Here is a 17,969-nt window from a genome sequence, read left to right on the forward strand (position 1 = left end):
TGTGCATGAAAATACACTACCAGCTCTGAAAGCCTTTATATAAAGGGCTCACAGCTTTAATGTTAATAATCAAAAAGAAGTATCGACCTGATAATGGAAATCACTTTCTATTACAAGTCGATACTTCAGTAAGAAAAATTATTTGATTTTCTGATAATTACACAAAAATGTGTTTAAATGTTTTTTAAAACCAACCGCTATAATCGGCGCTTTATTATTAAACGATTCGTGTAATTCCTCACCTCTAATTTCAGGCGTATACATACCTTTATTATGTCGTATTTAAGGTTAATAACGGCTTATACATTAGCTGAAATCATATATAAGGCTTTTTATTCCTTAAACATTGGTTGCATGCGTTCAACTACGGTCATTTTGGGATGTTCACTCGCCTGTTTGGCTTCTTTCATCAACGTTTCTTGAGCCGAAACTTTGTCAGTCTTGCTTACAAGCTTACGATAAGAGCCATCAGCACGCATTACATGGGCTTTTTGATTATCGCGAAGGTATAAATCCAAAATACCGCGAACGCGTTCTTTATGGATTTTATCTTCAATCGGAATCATCAGTTCTACACGTTCATTGAGGTTACGCGGCATCCAGTCGGCACTGGATAAGAATACGCGGTCGTTACCGCCGTGACGGAAGTAGAACAAACGATGATGTTCCAAGAAACGACCGATTATAGAGCGAACCTGGATATTTTCACTCACATTCGGAATGCCCGGACGCAACGTACAAATACCACGTACAATTAAATCGATTTTAACCCCTTTTGAAGACGCTTCATAGAGTTTAGCCACTACTTCGCGGTCCAATAAAGAGTTCATTTTAGCTATCATATAAGACGGTTCGCCTTTTTCGGCATAGCTGATTTCTTCATCGATGAGTTCCATTATTTTTTCGCGTAAATTGAGAGGTGCTACGATGAATTTATTCCAAATCGGAGGATCGGAATAGCCGGAAATTAAGTTGAAGAAAGCAGACGCATCTTCACCGTATTCATCATTGCAGGTAAAAATACCGCAGTCGGTGTATAAACGCGCTGTTTTGCCATTATAGTTCCCTGTTGCCAAGTGAACATAACGGCGAATGGCATCATCTTCACGACGAACTACCATGGTAATCTTAGAATGAGTTTTCAAACCTTTCAAACCATAGATTACGTGACAGCCGGATTTTTCCAAACGACGAGCCATTAAAATATTATTGGCTTCATCAAAACGAGCCTTGACTTCCATGAGGATCGTTACCTGTTTGCCGTTATCCGCCGCTTTAATAAGGGACGAAATAATCGGCGAGTTGCTGCTTACGCGGTACAAGGTCTGTTTAATAGCCAATACCTGCGGATCATTGGCTGCTTGGGCTACGAAGTCTTCAACGGTTTTAAAGGTTTCAAACGGATGGTGCACGAATAAGTCGTGACGGCGAATGAGGTCAAAAATATTTTCTTCTTCATGACCTACAAGATCGGCGGGCTCACAAGACTCAAATGGTGCATAGCGCAAGTAATCATAGCCTTCCATGTCGCAGAAACCAAAGTATGTACATAAATCGAGCGGACCTTGTACGATAAATGCATCTTTCGGTTTTAACTGCAAGCTGGTTAAAATGAAGTGCAATAATTCGTCATCCGGTTCACCGGCTACTTCCAAACGAACCGTAGCACCACGGCGGCGGCGACGTAAGGACTCTTCCATTTCTAGAAGTAAATCTTGTGCTTCTTCTTCGTCAATTTCAAGATCCGCATCACGGGTTACACGGAATGTCATGGTATTTAAAATGTCATAACCCACAAAGAACTGCTCTGCATAGAAGTTGATGATATCTTCTAAGTAGATGAAATAACGCTGGCCGTCTTTAGCAGGCACTTCTACGATACGATCGAGTACCGACGGAATTGGTAAAATGGCGTTCTTTGTTTCTTTATCCTCTTCGGTTTCCACAACAGAACGTTTAATTTGAACTACCGTATTCATTGTTTTATTGGCCAAGAATGGGAATGGATGGCCCGAGTCGATGGCAAGCGGTGTTACTACCGGATATACCACCCGTTCAAAGTGAATGCGTAGCCATTCCAACTGTTCCTCGTTCAAATCTTCCGGTTTTACAAAGTGCAAACCTTCTTTGCCAAGCATTTCCATAACATGGTTCAAATAAGTGTATTGAACACGCACCAAACGCTTAGCGGACTCATCAATAGCACGCAATTGTGCACGTGCATCCATGTGAGCCGCATCGTATTTAACGATGCCGTTTTCTTCCTGATGGCGCAAACCGGCTACACGAATCATAAAGAATTCGTCTAAGTTGGAACTGGTAATCGCAATAAAACGCAATTTTTCCATCAATGGATTCGTATTGTCTATCGCTTCTTGAAGGACGCGTTGATTAAATTTTAACCATGATAATTCACGGTTAAAGTAATATTTATAGTTTTCAAACATGCCTTATTTACCTCCTATGCGTAAGACCATTTCCAAACCAAAAACTTCACTAAAGTATTCTGCTTCTCGTTCAAAGGTCCATTTTTCCAAGGACAAGTCTTGCTTCGTCGTTGCTTTAACCACGATGCGTTTATCATTGCGTTCAATAGCCAGCTTCGACACTTTCAATTTATGACTTACATCCAAGGCACGCATACAACGTAATACGGCCACGAATTTTGATACCCATATCTTTTGGACTTCTTTTAAATAACGGAAGTTTTCATCATCATCATCGGGTTTGCCCTTGTAATGATAAAATACCACATTGGCTACCACTTCTTTTTCACGATCCGACAAACCGAAAAGGTCAGTCCCCATAATGATGCGATACGCATGTTCACTGTGATTACGGAGACTCACGAATTTTCCCACTTCCGATAAAATAATCGCCGTGCGAAGTACAAAGATCATGCGTTCGTTAATGCCGAAATCCACTAAATGACGACAAAGCTGTACCGCAAAACGCTCAACCTGAGCAATATGGGTTTCATCAACCTGATAGCTGCGCGCAATAGCACGAGCCAGTTGCAAGTTTTGTTCGCGCATTACTTCAAGGAAGTGATTATTTTCAAGTTCCGCGCCCTTGTATACAATTACACCCTCGGCAAAACCGTAAGGGCTGATTAACAGGCTTTGCGGTCGTACCATTTTTAACAATTCCGAATACAATACAATAGTCGGCATGAGGATATTAGCACGATATTCCGGAATACCATAGCGGTTAACGAGCTTGGTCGCGGTAACGCCATGGAAGGTGTCAACAAAGTCTTCAAATTGCTGAGGCAATAAAGACATAGTTTCCTGACCATGCGTTTCAAAACCCATCAAATTTGCTATTTCACGAGGTTCATCGCCGGATAACACGAAATATTTAACGTTAAAACGACGTACTTCTTCCTCTAACGGTTGCAACATACTGTGCAAATATTCACCTACCGCTGCCGGGAAGGATAAAGATGAACGCTGATTACGGTTAAAGGATTCCATAACGCGCAATGTACCTAAATGCACGTTTTCTTGGAATACCAAGGTACCCTTTTGCCACACCGTAAGCCCTACGCCGCCGGATGTAATATCGATAAATAAGGCTGCATCTTTAGTCTTAGTAAGCCCTTGTTTCATCATATGATAGTACAATCCGAAGTATTTATAATAAATTTCTTTAGGCATGTCCACGACTTCTACTTTGAAGCCGGTCTGCACGAAAATCTGGTCCATAATACTGCGACGGTTTTCAGCTTCACGAACGACAGCCGTAGCATACACGGTATAATCCGTAACTCCGTATTCATCGAGCATTCGTTTATAACCTTTTAGCAGGCGACAAATTTCTTCGATTGTTTGGAAGGATAATCGTTTGCTGTGGAACAATTCTTCCCCGAAGTTTACATCACGCGAAGCATAGTCGATTATTTTCACTTCATCGATAGTGGTGTATTCTACGATGGTAATACTCATACTGCTGGCTCCCAAATGGATGGCTCCATAAAGGGGCGGCTTCGATAATGCCATTATTTCCTCCTTATAAGGCTTCGCGCCACTCTACAATTAAATTCTTTCTAAAGTCCTTCTTACACTGCTTAATCAGCTTACCAATGACCACCTCCGCAATGGATGTGTTGCCGCCCGGCTTTTTCCAAACGGTCACATTAATTGTTTTATCAGTAAATTCAGTATTAACCAATACAGCCGATTGTTCATGGCTTTCGTCAATTGCTTCCGCTAAAGCTAATACTAAAGAAACTTGTGCTATCATAGCGCGATCGTCCGCCGTCAATAAATGGCCATACGGCGAGGCCTTAATAAATTTACTGTTAGTCCCATGAGAATTGGCTGCCACAAAGGCACAAATGGCCTGCTCTTTATGAGATAACCCGTATAAACTGCTGTTAACAATCAGATAGGCACTGTGACGGGCGTGACCGTAATAGTTAATGGTCTTACCGATATCATGGAGCAACGAGGATACTTGCAATAATTCACGCATGCGCGGCCCCCATTGATATACCTTGTCCCATTGATCATAGAGCATCTTTGCTAAGTTCGTAATGTACTTGGCATGAATCAAATCGCCTTGTACCATGTTGAGTAATACATTTTCAGCGGAATGAAGCAGAATATCATCTACGATGCCGTCTTCATTCATATAATTTCGGCCGTAGTAACGATAAAATAAGCCGTCACGCAAACCGCAACCACTGACACGAATCGTATTGGCATCAACGAACAACATAAGTTCGCGAATCAAAGCTGTTCCGGCAACGATAATATCGGCACGTTCAAAGGAAAGGCCGGAAATCTTACGGCGCTGTTCCAATGTACGGGTACATACATCTTCATAAATCGCATCTAAGCGTTCAAAGGATAATTCATAATTATGCAGTTTTTCAATCGGATAATTATGCGCTCTTTGGTCAATTTTGGCCAAATTACGCACTGTACCGCCAATCCCAACAAGCGGTAGCTGTTTATCCTTCAGCCATTTCTCCTTGCTAAGTACATCTTGAATATGGCTGATTAAGTTTTTACGCTCTTTTTCAGACATTTCGTCGCCGCTTTGGAATTTGCCCGTTAAAGTAAGTGCCCCCATAGGCAAACTTACGCTGTGTTTTACAGCTCTGTCTTTAACGAGTGTTACTTCAATGCTGGCGCCCCCAAGGTCAAAGAGGATGAAGTCTCGAAGGCCAATGGTATTCACTACCCCTAAAAATCCCAAATAGGCTTCTTCGGTGCCATCAATACATTCCAGATCAATACCGGTACGCTCCTTAACCAACGTAAGGAATTCGTTTCCGTTTTTGGCTAAGCGTACGGCAGCCGTGGCTACGGCATATATTTCAAGACTATCCATGGCTTCTGCCATATGTGCAAATGCCTTAAGTGTCATAATGGCACGTTCCATAGCTTCTTCAGTGAGTTTATTTTTCTCCCACATATTCTCACTGAGTCGAATGCTCTCCTTCTGCTGATAAATCAGCTGATAACTACCGTTTTCGTTAATTTCAATAATAACAAAACGCACGGAGTTGGATCCCAAATCTATAAATGAAACACGCTTCATAATTCTACCTCTCGTCTAAAACAATATGTTACCTTAATCTTACCGAAACTGAAAGAGTATTTCAAGAATATTACATAATCTTTACACACTTTATACAAAATTTTTCCTTGTCATTACATCATTGATTCACTTCAGTTAAGACTGTAAATCATAACCACCCGTAGAACGGGTGGTTTGCTCTGACCCTATAAGGGTCTTTCTCTAGTGGTTGCCCTCTAAAGAGGGCTTTGAGTAATCTGACAACCACTCTATTACCACTGGCTGCCCCCTACTCGGGGGCTTTTATTTTTGCCTACTTTACCTGCTCACCCGTGAACGGGTCCATATATTCTTTAAAATTTAACGTATCTTGAGCTATATCTTCTTGTAATTGATTGCGAATATACTCCTTTATCGCTCCTTCGTATCTGCCTACCGTATCCACATAATATCCTCTACACCAAAAATGTCGATTCCCATACTTATATTTTAAATTAGCATGTTTATCGAATATCATGAGGCTACTTTTACTCTTTAAATACCCCATAAAACTTGATACACTTAAATGTGGAGGTATAGTAACGAGCATATGTATATGATCGGGGCAGCACTCCGCCTCTATAATCTCCACATTCTTTCTTGTACATAAATCTCTTAATATTTTCCCTATATCAACTTTTATTCGCCCATATATAACTTGTCGTCTATACTTAGGTGCAAAGACAATATGGTATTTACATCTCCATTTACTATGTGATAAGCTTTTTACGTCATTCATTGACATTGAACCTCCTAAGTTGAAATGTTGTGGTTGCCAGACCAACTTCATTGTATCATTAGGAGGTTCTTTCCTTTTCTATAAGAATTTTTTACCGACCCCCAGTTTAACTGGGGGTTTTGTCATGCCTATTCGGCGTACAATAAAAGAGCTCTCTTCGCAAAACTCACGAAGAGAGCTCTTATTGGTTACTAATATTTATACTATTTAATATTAAAAATTCGTTTACCGTTTTCAAGGGTAATGGCTGCTATTTCGTCTGCTTCCATACCACGTAAAGCGGCAATTTCCTGTGCTACGAACTGAGTCTTGCTCGGATCGTTACGACGCCCTCTGAATGGTGGCGGTGTCAAATACGGCGAATCCGTTTCAATCAATAAGCGATCGAGCGAAACCTGTTTGGCCACTTCTTTAAGCTTTGTAGACTTCGGAAATACTACCGGACCGGCAAAAGAAATATAAAAACCCATTTTAATGGCTTCTTTCGCCATTTCCCAACTGCCGGAATAGCAATGGAAGATACCGTAGTTCCCCTTGCCGTCATTGCGGAGCGTATCCATAATATCGCCGTGCGCATCGCGGTCATGAATAATAATCGGCAAATCCACTTCGCGGGCTAGTGCCAATTGGCGTTTGAATTCACGCATTTGCGTTTCACGGTCGGAAAAATCATAGTAATAATCCAAACCGATTTCGCCGATAGCTCTTACCCGGTCATTATTAAGAGCTTGTTCTTTAAAATATTCATAATCCGCTTCCGTCACGTCTTTCGATTCGTGAGGATGCACGCCTACGGCTGCATACACATAATCGTATTTCTCAGCCAAAGCAATGGCTGATTCAGCGGTACCGCGGTCAACGGCAGGACACATAATATAGCGAACACCTTGTGCTCGGCAATCTGCCAACATGGCTTCACGGTCATTGTCGAAACGATTGTCGTTAATATGCGCATGCGTATCAAATAATTCCATCTTATTTCACCAAGCTTCCCGGAATAAGCGATTCAATGTTGGTTACTTCTAAGTTATCGGCAAAGTCGGAGGCCGATAAAATCATGCCGTACGATTCAATACCCATGAATTTCTTTGGCGCCAAGTTGGCAAGATAAATGACTTTTTTGCCAATCATATCTTCCGGTTCGTAGTACTGGGAAATACCGCTTACTACGGTGCGTTCTTCCACGCCCACATCTAAGACAAATTTTAAAAGTTTCTTGGATTTTTTAACTTTTTCACAGGAAATAACTTTAGCCACGCGCAAGTCGAGTTTGGCAAAATCGTCATATTCCACATTGTCTTTAATCGGTGGAATTTCCTGTTCACCTGCTTCGGCAGTTTCATTGGTACGGTCTGTTTCATCCGCACTTTCCGTACCTGTTTTAGCGGCCGCTTTTTCCTCTGCTTTAGTTTCAGTAGCTGCCGGTGCATCTACCATTTCAGGTACTTCGAAGCGAGGGTAAATCGGTTCCCCTTTTACTACTTTCGTGCCACTCACTAAACCGCCCCACTGACGTACATCGTCGATTTTGGCATCGGCGAAACCGGTAATGCCTAATTGATCCCAAATTTTAGGCGCGCCCGTAGGAATTACAGGATCCACAAGCACGGCAATAATGCGAAGTGCTTCCGCCAAATGATACATTACGGTCTGCAATTTTTCAGCATCCCCTGCTTCAGCCCCTTTAGCAAGTACCCAAGGCATAGTTTCGTCAATATATTTATTGGTACGGCTGATAAAGGCCCAAACTGCTTTCAACGCACGGTTCAAATCAAAGGCTTCCATGTAGGTTTCATAATCTTTAACCGTAGCTTCAGCCATAGCTGCTAAATCTTTGTCGTATTCGCTAACGGAAGGCATGGCCGTAATCACACCGCCGTGATATTTTTCAATCATCGCAACGGTACGATTTAACAAGTTACCTAAGTCGTTAGACAAATCGGAGTTAACGCGCTGTACAAAGTTAGGCAATGTAAAGTTACCGTCATTGCCCAAGTGAATTTCACTCAATAAGTAGTAACGAAGGGCATCGGAACCGTACATATTAATGAGCGGAATCGGATCCACCACGTTGCCGAGGGATTTACTCATTTTGGTGCCGTCTACAACGAGCCAGCCGTGGCCGAATACTTTTTTAGGAATCGGCAATTCAAGGCTCATGAGCATAATCGGCCAAATGATGGAGTGGAAACGTACGATTTCCTTACCTACCAAGTGAATGTCAGCAGGCCAGAATTTTTTGAATAAGCTGTCATCTTCTTCCAATGGATTCAATGCACTGATGTAGTTAACAAGGGCATCAAACCATACGTACACAACATGTTTAGGGTCAAACGGTACTTTAATGCCCCAATCAAAGCTGGTACGGGATACGGCCAAATCTTCAAGGCCCTGTTTAACGAATTGAATCATTTCGTTACGGCGTGCTTCCGGCTGGATGAAATCAGGATTTTCGTCGATAAATTTTAGCCATTGATCGGCGTATTTACCCATTCTGAAGAAATAGCTTTCTTCTTCGACCTGTTCTACAGGACGACCGCAATCAGGACAAGTATGGTTAGGGCCCAATTTTTGTTCGGTCCAGAATGTTTCATCCGGTGTGCAATACCAACCTTTGTATTTAGCTTTGTAAATATCGCCTTTGTCATAGGCTTTTTGGAATAAGTACTGAACTACTTTTTCATGACGTTTTTCCGTAGTGCGGATGAAATCATCATTGGAAATGTTAAGGGCTTTCCATAATTCTTGGAAGCCGGTAACAATTTTAGTGGTATATTCAAGCGGCGTAATCCCCATTGCTTCAGCAGCACGTTGGATTTTTTGGCCGTGTTCGTCAGAGCCTGTCAAAAAGCGCACATCATAGCCGGCGCGGCGTTTGAAACGTGCTACCGTATCGGCAATGGTCGTACAATAAGTATGACCGATATGAAGCTTGGCACTTGGGTAATAAATTGGTGTTGTAATATAAAATCGTTTGTTGGTTGTATCTGACATACAATAACCTCCTCTTATTCTATAACAAGGTGTAGCCTTCTGAATTTAATTATTTATCATTCACGGTTTCATCAATCTAAACATTTAATGCCTAATCGATTTATGTGTCCTGTGCCGCTTCAACGGCATTATACACATCGCGTCTGGCTACGCCCAGTCGTTTGGCAACTTCGCGTATTGCTTCTTTTTTAGCCGTTCCGGCTTCCATAAGCATCATCACAGCACTTACATAATCATCGGTTGACATTGTTTCCGTCGTCTCCGCCTCAGCCTCAACGGTGGCGGCACCGCCTACGACTAAAACAAATTCACCCTTAATAGTAACCAAATCCTCCGCTTTTTGCAAAGCTTCCAAGTTGGTACGCACAAAAGTTTCGAACTTTTTAGTCAACTCCCGCCCTACCACAATAGGACGATTGCCTAAATATTTATATAACTCCTGTAATGAAGCTTGTAAACGATGAGGCGCTTCGTAGAACAATAAAGTGCCTTCATATGTAGCCACGCGCTCCAACAATTCTTTGCGGTGACTGCTTTTCTTTGGTAAAAAGCCTAAAAAAGTAAATTCCCTCGTATCGAGCCCCGACGCAATGAGTGCCGTCAAGGCCGCATTCGGCCCGGGTAACGGTACCACAGGAATTCCCGCGTCTATGGCCGCTAATACAAGATCGGCGCCCGGATCGGAAATAGCCGGCATACCTGCATCACTGATAACCGCCACATCGTGACCGCTTAGTAACAACTCCATTAAGGGCTCTTCCTTCGCATCCTTATTATGCTCATGATAGGATATTAAAGGCTTTTTAATATCAAAATGTTTTAACAATAAGCCGCTGTGCCGCGTGTCTTCGGCCGCTATGGTATGCACTTCCTGTAAAACACGGACAGCCCGATAGGTCATATCTTCCAGATTGCCTATGGGCGTAGGTACTAAATATAAAGTTCCTTTAGTCTCTGTCATACCAACTACGCACCTCCTCACTGTACACATTCGGTGTGTCATAAATATATAAAGGGGCTTCTGTAATTAAACCGACCTGCCCCGCCTTACGCGCTTCAATGAGAACCAATTTAGCCGCTTTGCCCGGCATACTATGGACAAAACGCATTCGCTTCGGTTCTAATTTTGCTGCTTTTAAAGCACCCAATAAATCCATCAGTCGACTTACCGGGTAAATCCAAAAAGCCTGTCCCTGATATTTTACGAGCTTTGCTGCTGCCCTTGCAATATCAGAAATATCATACATCGTCTCATGACGAGCTAAACTCACATCAGAAGATTGGGGTATTGCTCCCTGCGCAGCCGTAAAATATGGTGGATTGATAAGAATTGCATCAAATCGCTCCACCCATTCAGGACCTTCAAGCTTACAGTAATCTGCTTCAACCAAAGAAATTTCCGCTTCTTTTTGATTTAATGTAATATTACGGCGTGCTAAATCGGCCAGCACCGGATTCACTTCAACGGCCGTAATCTGCTTGGCGCCGAGAGCCGTCATGAGTAAAGGAATTACCCCTGTTCCCGTGCCTAAATCGGCATAGCGGCGCTTTTCACTAAGTTTTGGAAAATGCGCCAGTAATACCGCATCAATGGCAAAGCGAAATTGGTCGGTCCGCTGCCACAGCTTCATTCCGCCAATCAATAAATCGTCCAGTCGCTCCTCGTTATTCTTCATCAGGCAATACGATATCAGTCCACGGCAAGTCGATAGTACGACCTTCTTCCAGCTGTACTTTTACCGTTTTCTTGTTGCGATTAATCTTCAATACCTTGCCCATGCCTTCATCGGTTACTACATCTTTACCGATGCCCGGCGATTCTATAATAACGGGCGCCACTTTAGTTTTCTGCGTATATAAATCGCCGCCTTTGGCATACAAATCATTTTCATAATTTAAGCAGCACATCAAACGCCCACATACACCGGAAATCTTCGTTGGATTAAGGCTTAAATTCTGATCCTTAGCCATGCGAATCGATACGGGTGAAAAATCCCCCAGGAATGTGGCACAGCATAAAGCACGGCCGCAAGCACCGATACTGTTTAAAATTTTAGCTTCATCGCGCACCCCTACCTGACGCAATTCAATACGCGTACGGAATACGGTGGCTAAATCTTTAACCAAATCACGGAAGTCAATGCGTCCGTCAGCGGTAAAGAAGAAGATGATTTTATTCATGTCAAAAGTATATTCAACATTGATAAGCTTCATCGGCAATTTGCGATTGGCAATTTTTTCCAAACAAATCTCAAACGCCTTTTCTTCACGCTGCTTATTTTTTTCTACTTGTTTGTAATCTTTCGGGGTGGCCTTACGGATTACGCTTTTAAGCGGTTGAATTACCGATTCTTCGTCCACTTGACGCGGTGCAATTACCACATCGCCGAATTCAAGACCGCGAGCCGTTTCAACAATAACACCGTCACCTAAGTTCAAGCTGGCACCACCGGGAGCAAAATAATAAATTTTACCCGCTTTTTTAAATCTAACACCGACTATGGTTGTCACTGGGTGTCCTCCTTTAAGGCTTGGCGAAGGGCAAGCAATACGCCATCCATAACCAAACCTGCTTTCACATTTAATCGAAGTGCCTCTTCCGCCGCCAGCGTTTCCCGCTCTACGGTCAATAAGGTTTTCACCTTCCATGACGGTAATATTTGCAATAAACGCTCTTTATGGAGAGGACACTGTAGTACATCATCCGGCGCACCGGCTCTTAAAGCCATCATGTCGCGCGCCAAAAGCCGCAACCAGCCCATTAACTCGCGCATGTCATCGCGTTTAAGGGATTCTGTTTGCAGACTCAACTGTGTAAAAAACAAAGCTTTCGGCAGCTGTTCCAGCATTTTTACGGTCTGTTCCAATAGTGGCAACGTGCCTCTCAGGACCAGCTCACGAACCAAATCAGGATTGCCCTGACCGGCTCCCAAAGCTTGTTGTAAATCTTCGGTAAAACCTTCCTTACGCAGTGCCGCCGTAATAATATCATTACTTACCGGTCCGAAAGGAACCAGCATGCACCGTGATTTAATAGTAGGTAACACCGAAGCAATTTGATTCGTTATAATTATGAAAAAAACATCAGCCGGCGGCTCCTCAATGGTTTTTAACATGGCATTGGCCATAACTGCATTAGTCGTTTGAAAATCTTCTACGATAACAACTCGCCGGCCGCCACCGGTACGCCCTAAATAGGAACTTAACAGCTCATACCACTGCTCTACCTTCAGCATATTCTTCATCGGCCGTAACCAAAAAGCCTGACCGCCATCAACGTAAATAGGAAGGCCTTCCGCTTCCGTTTTTTTCTCCGATTCGCCATCCGCTTGACGAGCATTCGCTACCGCTTCTAAAAACTGAGCGCCGCCGTCAGCCGAAAAGACTTGTCGGCCTATTAATAAAGAAGCTAAGCCAATAGCCGTATTTAATTTTCCCAGGCCCTTTTCCCCATAAAATAACAAACTATGGGGTAAGGTACCGCGCTCTACCAAGATCGTCAAATGGTCGATTGTAGCCTTTTGACCGATAACTTGCTCAAAATACGACATGGTGCCTCCTCAATGTATTACAACATATTTATTATATACCGTGAAGCCCCTAAAAAACAACTCAAAGCGAAGGCTCTAAGTCATTCAATACGGCAGCTACTGCGTTATACACATCCTCATGAATGGCTTCTATGGAGCGAAGATTCATATGCTCATCGGCACAGGCAATACGCTGCCAATTATAACGTGCCACCAATTCATCATAGGCTCCGTGAACACGGCCCAAATACGCATGGTCTTTCTCATGAATATCGCCGGTAGCGCCACCGGTTTTATGTTTGCGCTCCGCCATAAGTGCTTCGCTCACTGCAAGGGGCATATCCAGTAAACATACCGCATCAGGTCGCGGTAAGCCGAATTTTACGAACTCAAAATCTTCCAACCAGTCGAGGAATGCCTTGCGTTCCGCCGGGTCTTCATATTTTACCATTTGATGTACCATATTGGAGGTCGTATAGCGATCGGCTAAAATAATCCCCCCTTCTTCGTAGAAGTTTTGCCAATCCATGCGAAAAGAAGCAAATCTGTCCACAGCGTATAAAGAGCTGGCCACGAAGGGATTTACATCGGACGGTTTTTTACCGAAATCACCGGCTAAATACATCTTTACCGGCATGGCAGCCGGACTGTCGTAATTGGGAAAACTCACGGATTTTACCTTATAGCCTTCTTTGAGTAAACGTTCTTTCAATAGCGCCGTCTGCGTAGCTTTACCGCTACCGTCGCCACCTTCAATAATTATTAAACGGCCCACGGGTCACACCTCATTTACTAATAATACGAATTGTTTTTAATGTTTTATCAGCACAGCCATTTGGCAAAAAGCCCATGGCTTGCCGCTCTTTGATATAGGCCAACACCGCCGGTGTAATTCGTTCGCCTACGCTGACAAAGGGAATCCCCGGCGGGTAATAACTGATAGTCTCACCACTGATTTGCCCTGCCGTCTCCGCAAGGGCCACAGTTTCTGTTTTACTGTAAAAAGCCTCCCGTGGCGTCAGTACCACTTCCGGACTTGGCAAACGCGTACCCGTAGCCAGTGGCTTTGCCTGAGGGCTTGATTGCTTAAATTCCTTTACATTCGCCGCCACCTTACTTACCGCATCGACCAGTCGTTTAATACTGTCCTTGGTATCGCCTAGCGTAATGAGCACCAACACATGATAAGCCTGTACCAATTCTACCTCGATACCTTCCTTGCGAAGCAGTTTTTCCGCTTCTACACCGGTCAAGCCGAGCTCATAAAAATCAATGAGCACCTTGGTCGCATCATAATCATATAAACCGTTAAAATCTTCCGCAGCCGGTACATTAATCCCCGGAATGTTCTGCAAATCCCGGCGCAATTCCTGTGCCAGCATTTCCGCCTTGGTGACTAACTCACGGCCTTTTGTCGCCATTTGATGCCGCGCCATATCAAGGCTGGCCAGAAATATATAATTAGGACTGGTACTTTGCAAAATCTGATGCACCTGCGTGATGCGTCGTTCATTAATGAGCATATCCTGTCCATGAAGCATCGATGTTTGTGTTAAAGATCCGATTAATTTATGCGTACTTTGTGCCACTAAATCGGCGCCGCAGGCCAAGGCACTTTTAGGTAAGTTTTTACCAAACGGCAAATGGGCTCCATGAGCTTCATCTACAAGAACAATAACACCTTTCTTATGAGCTAATAATACTATAGCTTCTAAATCAATGGCAATGCCATAATAATTCGGGTTTACCAAAACGATGGCTTTCGCCTCCGGATGCTCGTTTAAGACTGTTTCTACTTCACTAGGTGTAGTCCCCAACGGTACACCGAAGCGCTCGTCAAAACGCCCTTCCAAGTAGACCGGCTTGGCGCCACTTAAAATTAAACCGCCCATTACTGAGCGGTGTGCTTCACGGGGAATAATAATCGTATCACCGGCACCGACTGTGCCCATAATCATTGTTTCAATTAAAGCGGTGGTTCCGTTTATAGAAAACCAAGTGTAATCGGCCCCATATAATTGAGCCGCCAAATCTTGCGCTTCTTTTAACGAACCTTCCGGTTCATGTAAATCATCCAGCGCATACATCACGCCTAAATCATACGGCAGTGCCGGATCCATCCATGCTTTTAATGTAGCAGGCGCTCCTACGCCTATTTTATGACCTGGTGTATGAAACGGCACGAAATGCTCTTCTTTATAAGCCTCCAACGCTTCTACAAAAGGCATGCGTGACTGATTTAATGCTATATTATTACGTTCCCTATTATTATTTTTCGTTTGTGTATGTGTTTTCAAAATAAAACCTCTGTTTGCTTATTTTTATATACATACAATTATACCATTTTATAGTAATGGCGGTGTATCTATTTGTAATTTTATAAATACTAAATCGCTATTTATAATTTTCTACAAAATATTGACGTAATTCCCGGCCCCGCTCATTGCTCGTTTTAATGCGATCCAAAGCCTCACGTAAGGAATCCTGCAACCGATAGGTATTAAGCTCTGCCGGTTTGACCCAAGCAAAGTCTGTGTGTTCGTCCGACAATACTACATCACGATTATTTGCTTTGGCAATGAAGATGACCCCTGTCAAAAACTGCAATTTATTGCGTTTGTAGGACCACAGACCGGCTACATCCAGCAGTTCGACCGTAAGACCGGTTTCTTCACGAACTTCTCGTAACGCCGCATCATGTAAATCTTCACCAAACTCAAGACCGCCACCGGGAAATTCCCATGGTCTGAGTCCTTCTCTATCCTTTTTTTGTAATAATAAAATATCGCCATCGCAAAAAATCATACATTTCACTGACATTCCCATACGCCTTGTTTGGCGTGGCCCGGCAGGAAACGAACGTTGCTTACGCGGTTTATGATTTTGTCGTACGAACATGTAATCCTCCGTTCTCCCTTATATCGAAAAAAAGGAGACTATAGCTCCGTATAGTCTCCTGTGTTTACGCTAAAGCTTACTTGCTATAAGCGGCCGCATATTGCGTACCTAGCGTTACATATTTTTCCATTTGCTGAATAACATCTCGCAACTGATGTTTACTCAATGTTGTTAACTCTTTGCCTCTGGCGGCATAATTAATAATGTGAGAAATCTCGAAACCACTATATCCCAGCACCGATAAGCGGTTCGATAAACTTTGAATCTTGTTCATAATCGAACCTCCTTTGTTATTCTTATAACTTACAGCGATTTGGGTTAAAACCAACTGCTAAAAAGTGGTTGGGTTATTACCACATACCCGTACGACTGCTCAGGAATGTTCAAGATTATGACATTGTTGGGTTTAAAGTTCATCCTCCTCAAGCATTAACACTGACAATCTATCCGGATAATAGAGTTATTATATCGAAATTATTAAAACTTGTCAAGTGTTATTATTAAATATTCTCACTTAACCGTTATTTTAAAACCATACGCAATCAGCATTACGCGACTATTATTGACGACGACCTTTACGTGGGTTGTATAAATTCATACCTTTGTCGAGCCCTACCTCTAAGGTGCCTAAAATAGCTTTAGCCATATCTTCAATGCCTTTATTCACCTTATCCTGCTGTTCTTCCGGGAACGGTGCCAATACATGGTCGATAACCGTCCATTGCGGTAACGGTCGGCCGATACCGAAACGGAAATGAGGAAACTCTGATGTGCCCATATGAGCAATGAGGGATTTAATCCCATTATGCCCACCGGCACTGCCATTAGGGCGAATACGGATTTTACCAACCGGCAAATCCATATCATCGTAGACACAATATACATCGGCCGGATCTATTTTATAATACCGCATCAAAGGGCCTACCGATTCACCACTGGCATTCATAAACGTCTGCGGTTTAACCAAAAGAACCTTCTCGCCGTCAATTGTTATCGTCGTAATGAGCGCTTTAAAATCTTCACGCCATGGCGTATGAGCTTCTTTCGCCGCCATAGCATCGATGACCATAAAGCCTATATTATGTTTTGTCTTTTCATATTCACGGCCCGGATTCCCGAGCCCTACAACCATTTTCACTGTTTACATCCTTTATCTACGAAAAACAGAACCTCCGGAAAGGATTCCGGAGGTTACACACATCGCTCTACAGAGGCATAAACAGCCATGCAGAGAAAAATTATTTGTCAAACAAATTACTTACGGATACTTCGTGGAAGATACGCATAATAGCTTCACCCAATAAAGGCGCTACCGACAAGGACGTAATATTTGGTAATTTATGTTCTTCCGGTAAATCAATTGTATTGGTTACGATTAATTCCTTAATATTGGAGTTTTCAATGCGTTCGCAAGCAGGGTCAGTCAATACAGCATGCGTTACACAAGCCATAACAGATTTAGCACCGAATTCTTTAAGTGCTTTAGCCCCTTCAACCAAAGAGCCCGCTGTATCAACGATATCATCGATAATGATGCAGTTCTTACCTTCTACATTACCGATTAAGTTCATAACTTTAGCCACACCCGGTTGCGGACGTTTCTTTTCGATAATCGCAATCGGCGCACCGATACGATCGGCCAAATCACGAGCACGCGTTACACCGCCAAGGTCAGGCGATACAACGATTAAATCTTCCATTTTCTTTTCGTTAATGTATTTTGCCAAAATGGAGGCACCGAATAAGTGGTCCACCGGCACATTGAAAAAGCCTTGAATCTGACCGGCATGAAGGTCAATTGTTACCAAACGAGTGATGCCGGCTGTCTGCATTAAGTCAGCTACCAATTTAGCCGTAATCGGTTCACGACCGCGAGTTTTACGGTCCTGACGAGCATAGCCATAGTACGGTACTACCGCCGTAATGTGACGCGCAGAGGCACGTTTTAAGGCATCAGCCATAACTAATAACTCAATTAAATTATCATTTACCGGATAGCTGGTAGGTTGCACGATAAATACATCTTTACCGCGTACGCTTTCATCAATCATAATCTGTACTTCGCCATTGTTGAAACGACCTACGAACGCTTCGCCTAAAGGTAAGCCTAAGTAATCACAGATTTCTTTCGCCAACTCCGGATTCGCATTACCTGTGAAAATTTTAAGTTTCTTACCGTCTTCAAATGCCATGATTCAATACCCCTTTTGCTAATTAATAACTTCGTTGCTCCTAGCAAA

At 43.0% G+C, this 17,969-nt stretch carries 16 protein-coding genes; all 16 read right to left on the reverse strand.

The features are described 5' to 3' along the window. Positions 1-332 precede the first annotated feature (332 nt). Complete coding sequence (locus CCC71_RS08000; protein WP_296333417.1) at positions 333-2,447, reverse strand: RNA degradosome polyphosphate kinase; 2,115 nt, start codon at positions 2,445-2,447, stop codon at positions 333-335. Positions 2,448-2,450: 3 nt separating this feature from the next. Continuing rightward, on the reverse strand, positions 2,451-4,001 hold the full coding sequence (locus CCC71_RS08005) for a Ppx/GppA phosphatase family protein (RefSeq protein ID WP_021842387.1): 1,551 nt from the start codon (positions 3,999-4,001) through the stop codon (positions 2,451-2,453). A gap of 10 nt (positions 4,002-4,011) precedes the next feature. Continuing rightward, a complete protein-coding gene (gene ppx, locus CCC71_RS08010) occupies positions 4,012-5,550 on the reverse strand; it encodes an exopolyphosphatase (protein ID WP_021842386.1) in 1,539 nt (512 codons plus the stop codon). 292 nt (positions 5,551-5,842) lie between these two features. Then, positions 5,843-6,307 (reverse strand): IS200/IS605 family transposase, encoded by a 465-nt coding sequence (tnpA, locus tag CCC71_RS08015; protein WP_156703932.1) that lies wholly within the window; start codon positions 6,305-6,307, stop codon positions 5,843-5,845. 203 nt (positions 6,308-6,510) lie between these two features. After that, positions 6,511-7,281 (reverse strand): TatD family hydrolase, encoded by a 771-nt coding sequence (locus CCC71_RS08020; protein ID WP_295223403.1) that lies wholly within the window; start codon positions 7,279-7,281, stop codon positions 6,511-6,513. 1 nt (position 7,282) lies between these two features. Then, positions 7,283-9,301, reverse strand: a complete 2,019-nt coding sequence (metG, locus tag CCC71_RS08025) for a methionine--tRNA ligase (protein WP_021840335.1) — start codon at positions 9,299-9,301, stop codon at positions 7,283-7,285. 100 nt (positions 9,302-9,401) lie between these two features. Next, on the reverse strand, positions 9,402-10,262 hold the full coding sequence (rsmI, locus tag CCC71_RS08030) for a 16S rRNA (cytidine(1402)-2'-O)-methyltransferase (RefSeq protein WP_021840336.1): 861 nt from the start codon (positions 10,260-10,262) through the stop codon (positions 9,402-9,404). Next, entirely contained in the window at positions 10,249-10,977 is a 729-nt protein-coding gene (locus CCC71_RS08035) for a tRNA1(Val) (adenine(37)-N6)-methyltransferase (RefSeq protein ID WP_295223400.1), read from the reverse strand. The genes rsmI and CCC71_RS08035 overlap by 14 nt, the downstream gene beginning before the upstream one ends. Next, positions 10,967-11,812 (reverse strand): PSP1 domain-containing protein, encoded by an 846-nt coding sequence (locus CCC71_RS08040; RefSeq protein ID WP_296333419.1) that lies wholly within the window; start codon positions 11,810-11,812, stop codon positions 10,967-10,969. The genes CCC71_RS08035 and CCC71_RS08040 overlap by 11 nt, the downstream gene beginning before the upstream one ends. Further along, a complete protein-coding gene (locus tag CCC71_RS08045) occupies positions 11,809-12,852 on the reverse strand; it encodes a DNA polymerase III subunit (RefSeq protein WP_021840339.1) in 1,044 nt (347 codons plus the stop codon). The genes CCC71_RS08040 and CCC71_RS08045 overlap by 4 nt, the downstream gene beginning before the upstream one ends. Positions 12,853-12,913: 61 nt before the next feature. Continuing rightward, positions 12,914-13,606, reverse strand: coding sequence for a dTMP kinase (locus CCC71_RS08050; RefSeq protein ID WP_021840340.1), 693 nt, complete (start codon positions 13,604-13,606; stop codon positions 12,914-12,916). Between the two features lie 10 nt (positions 13,607-13,616). After that, the gene (locus tag CCC71_RS08055; protein ID WP_226974550.1) at positions 13,617-15,059 is read right to left on the reverse strand and encodes an aminotransferase class I/II-fold pyridoxal phosphate-dependent enzyme; all 1,443 of its coding nucleotides are present in this window, start codon (positions 15,057-15,059) and stop codon (positions 13,617-13,619) included. Positions 15,060-15,225: 166 nt separating this feature from the next. Further along, the gene (locus CCC71_RS08060; protein WP_021840342.1) at positions 15,226-15,729 is read right to left on the reverse strand and encodes an NUDIX hydrolase; all 504 of its coding nucleotides are present in this window, start codon (positions 15,727-15,729) and stop codon (positions 15,226-15,228) included. 76 nt (positions 15,730-15,805) lie between these two features. After that, the gene (locus CCC71_RS08065; RefSeq protein WP_127058996.1) at positions 15,806-16,003 is read right to left on the reverse strand and encodes a hypothetical protein; all 198 of its coding nucleotides are present in this window, start codon (positions 16,001-16,003) and stop codon (positions 15,806-15,808) included. 285 nt (positions 16,004-16,288) lie between these two features. Then, positions 16,289-16,867 carry an aminoacyl-tRNA hydrolase gene (gene pth, locus CCC71_RS08070; protein WP_127058995.1) on the reverse strand — a complete coding sequence of 193 codons (579 nt, stop codon included), beginning with the start codon at positions 16,865-16,867 and terminating at the stop codon, positions 16,289-16,291. 100 nt (positions 16,868-16,967) lie between these two features. Continuing rightward, positions 16,968-17,921, reverse strand: coding sequence for a ribose-phosphate diphosphokinase (locus tag CCC71_RS08075; RefSeq protein WP_021840345.1), 954 nt, complete (start codon positions 17,919-17,921; stop codon positions 16,968-16,970). Positions 17,922-17,969: the final 48 nt, after the last annotated feature.

This window comes from Veillonella sp. LMAG:90 (assembly GCF_008679445.1).
Lineage (GTDB): Bacteria > Bacillota > Negativicutes > Veillonellales > Veillonellaceae > Veillonella_A.

Bases quoted from the DNA above. Each gene is read 5' to 3' on its own strand.
- rsmI (WP_021840336.1), bottom strand. From the start codon at position 10,262: ATGACAGAGACTAAAGGAACTTTATATTTAGTACCTACGCCCATAGGC.
- CCC71_RS08060 (WP_021840342.1), bottom strand. From the start codon at position 15,729: ATGTTCGTACGACAAAATCATAAACCGCGTAAGCAACGTTCGTTTCCT.
- CCC71_RS08045 (WP_021840339.1), bottom strand. From the start codon at position 12,852: ATGTCGTATTTTGAGCAAGTTATCGGTCAAAAGGCTACAATCGACCAT.
- CCC71_RS08005 (WP_021842387.1), bottom strand. From the start codon at position 4,001: ATGGCATTATCGAAGCCGCCCCTTTATGGAGCCATCCATTTGGGAGCC.
- metG (WP_021840335.1), bottom strand. From the start codon at position 9,301: ATGTCAGATACAACCAACAAACGATTTTATATTACAACACCAATTTAT.
- CCC71_RS08035 (WP_295223400.1), bottom strand. From the start codon at position 10,977: ATGAAGAATAACGAGGAGCGACTGGACGATTTATTGATTGGCGGAATG.
- CCC71_RS08075 (WP_021840345.1), bottom strand. From the start codon at position 17,921: ATGGCATTTGAAGACGGTAAGAAACTTAAAATTTTCACAGGTAATGCG.
- ppx (WP_021842386.1), bottom strand. From the start codon at position 5,550: ATGAAGCGTGTTTCATTTATAGATTTGGGATCCAACTCCGTGCGTTTT.
- CCC71_RS08000 (WP_296333417.1), bottom strand. From the start codon at position 2,447: ATGTTTGAAAACTATAAATATTACTTTAACCGTGAATTATCATGGTTA.
- CCC71_RS08065 (WP_127058996.1), bottom strand. From the start codon at position 16,003: ATGAACAAGATTCAAAGTTTATCGAACCGCTTATCGGTGCTGGGATAT.
- CCC71_RS08055 (WP_226974550.1), bottom strand. From the start codon at position 15,059: ATGCCTTTTGTAGAAGCGTTGGAGGCTTATAAAGAAGAGCATTTCGTG.
- tnpA (WP_156703932.1), bottom strand. From the start codon at position 6,307: ATGAATGACGTAAAAAGCTTATCACATAGTAAATGGAGATGTAAATAC.
- CCC71_RS08020 (WP_295223403.1), bottom strand. From the start codon at position 7,281: ATGGAATTATTTGATACGCATGCGCATATTAACGACAATCGTTTCGAC.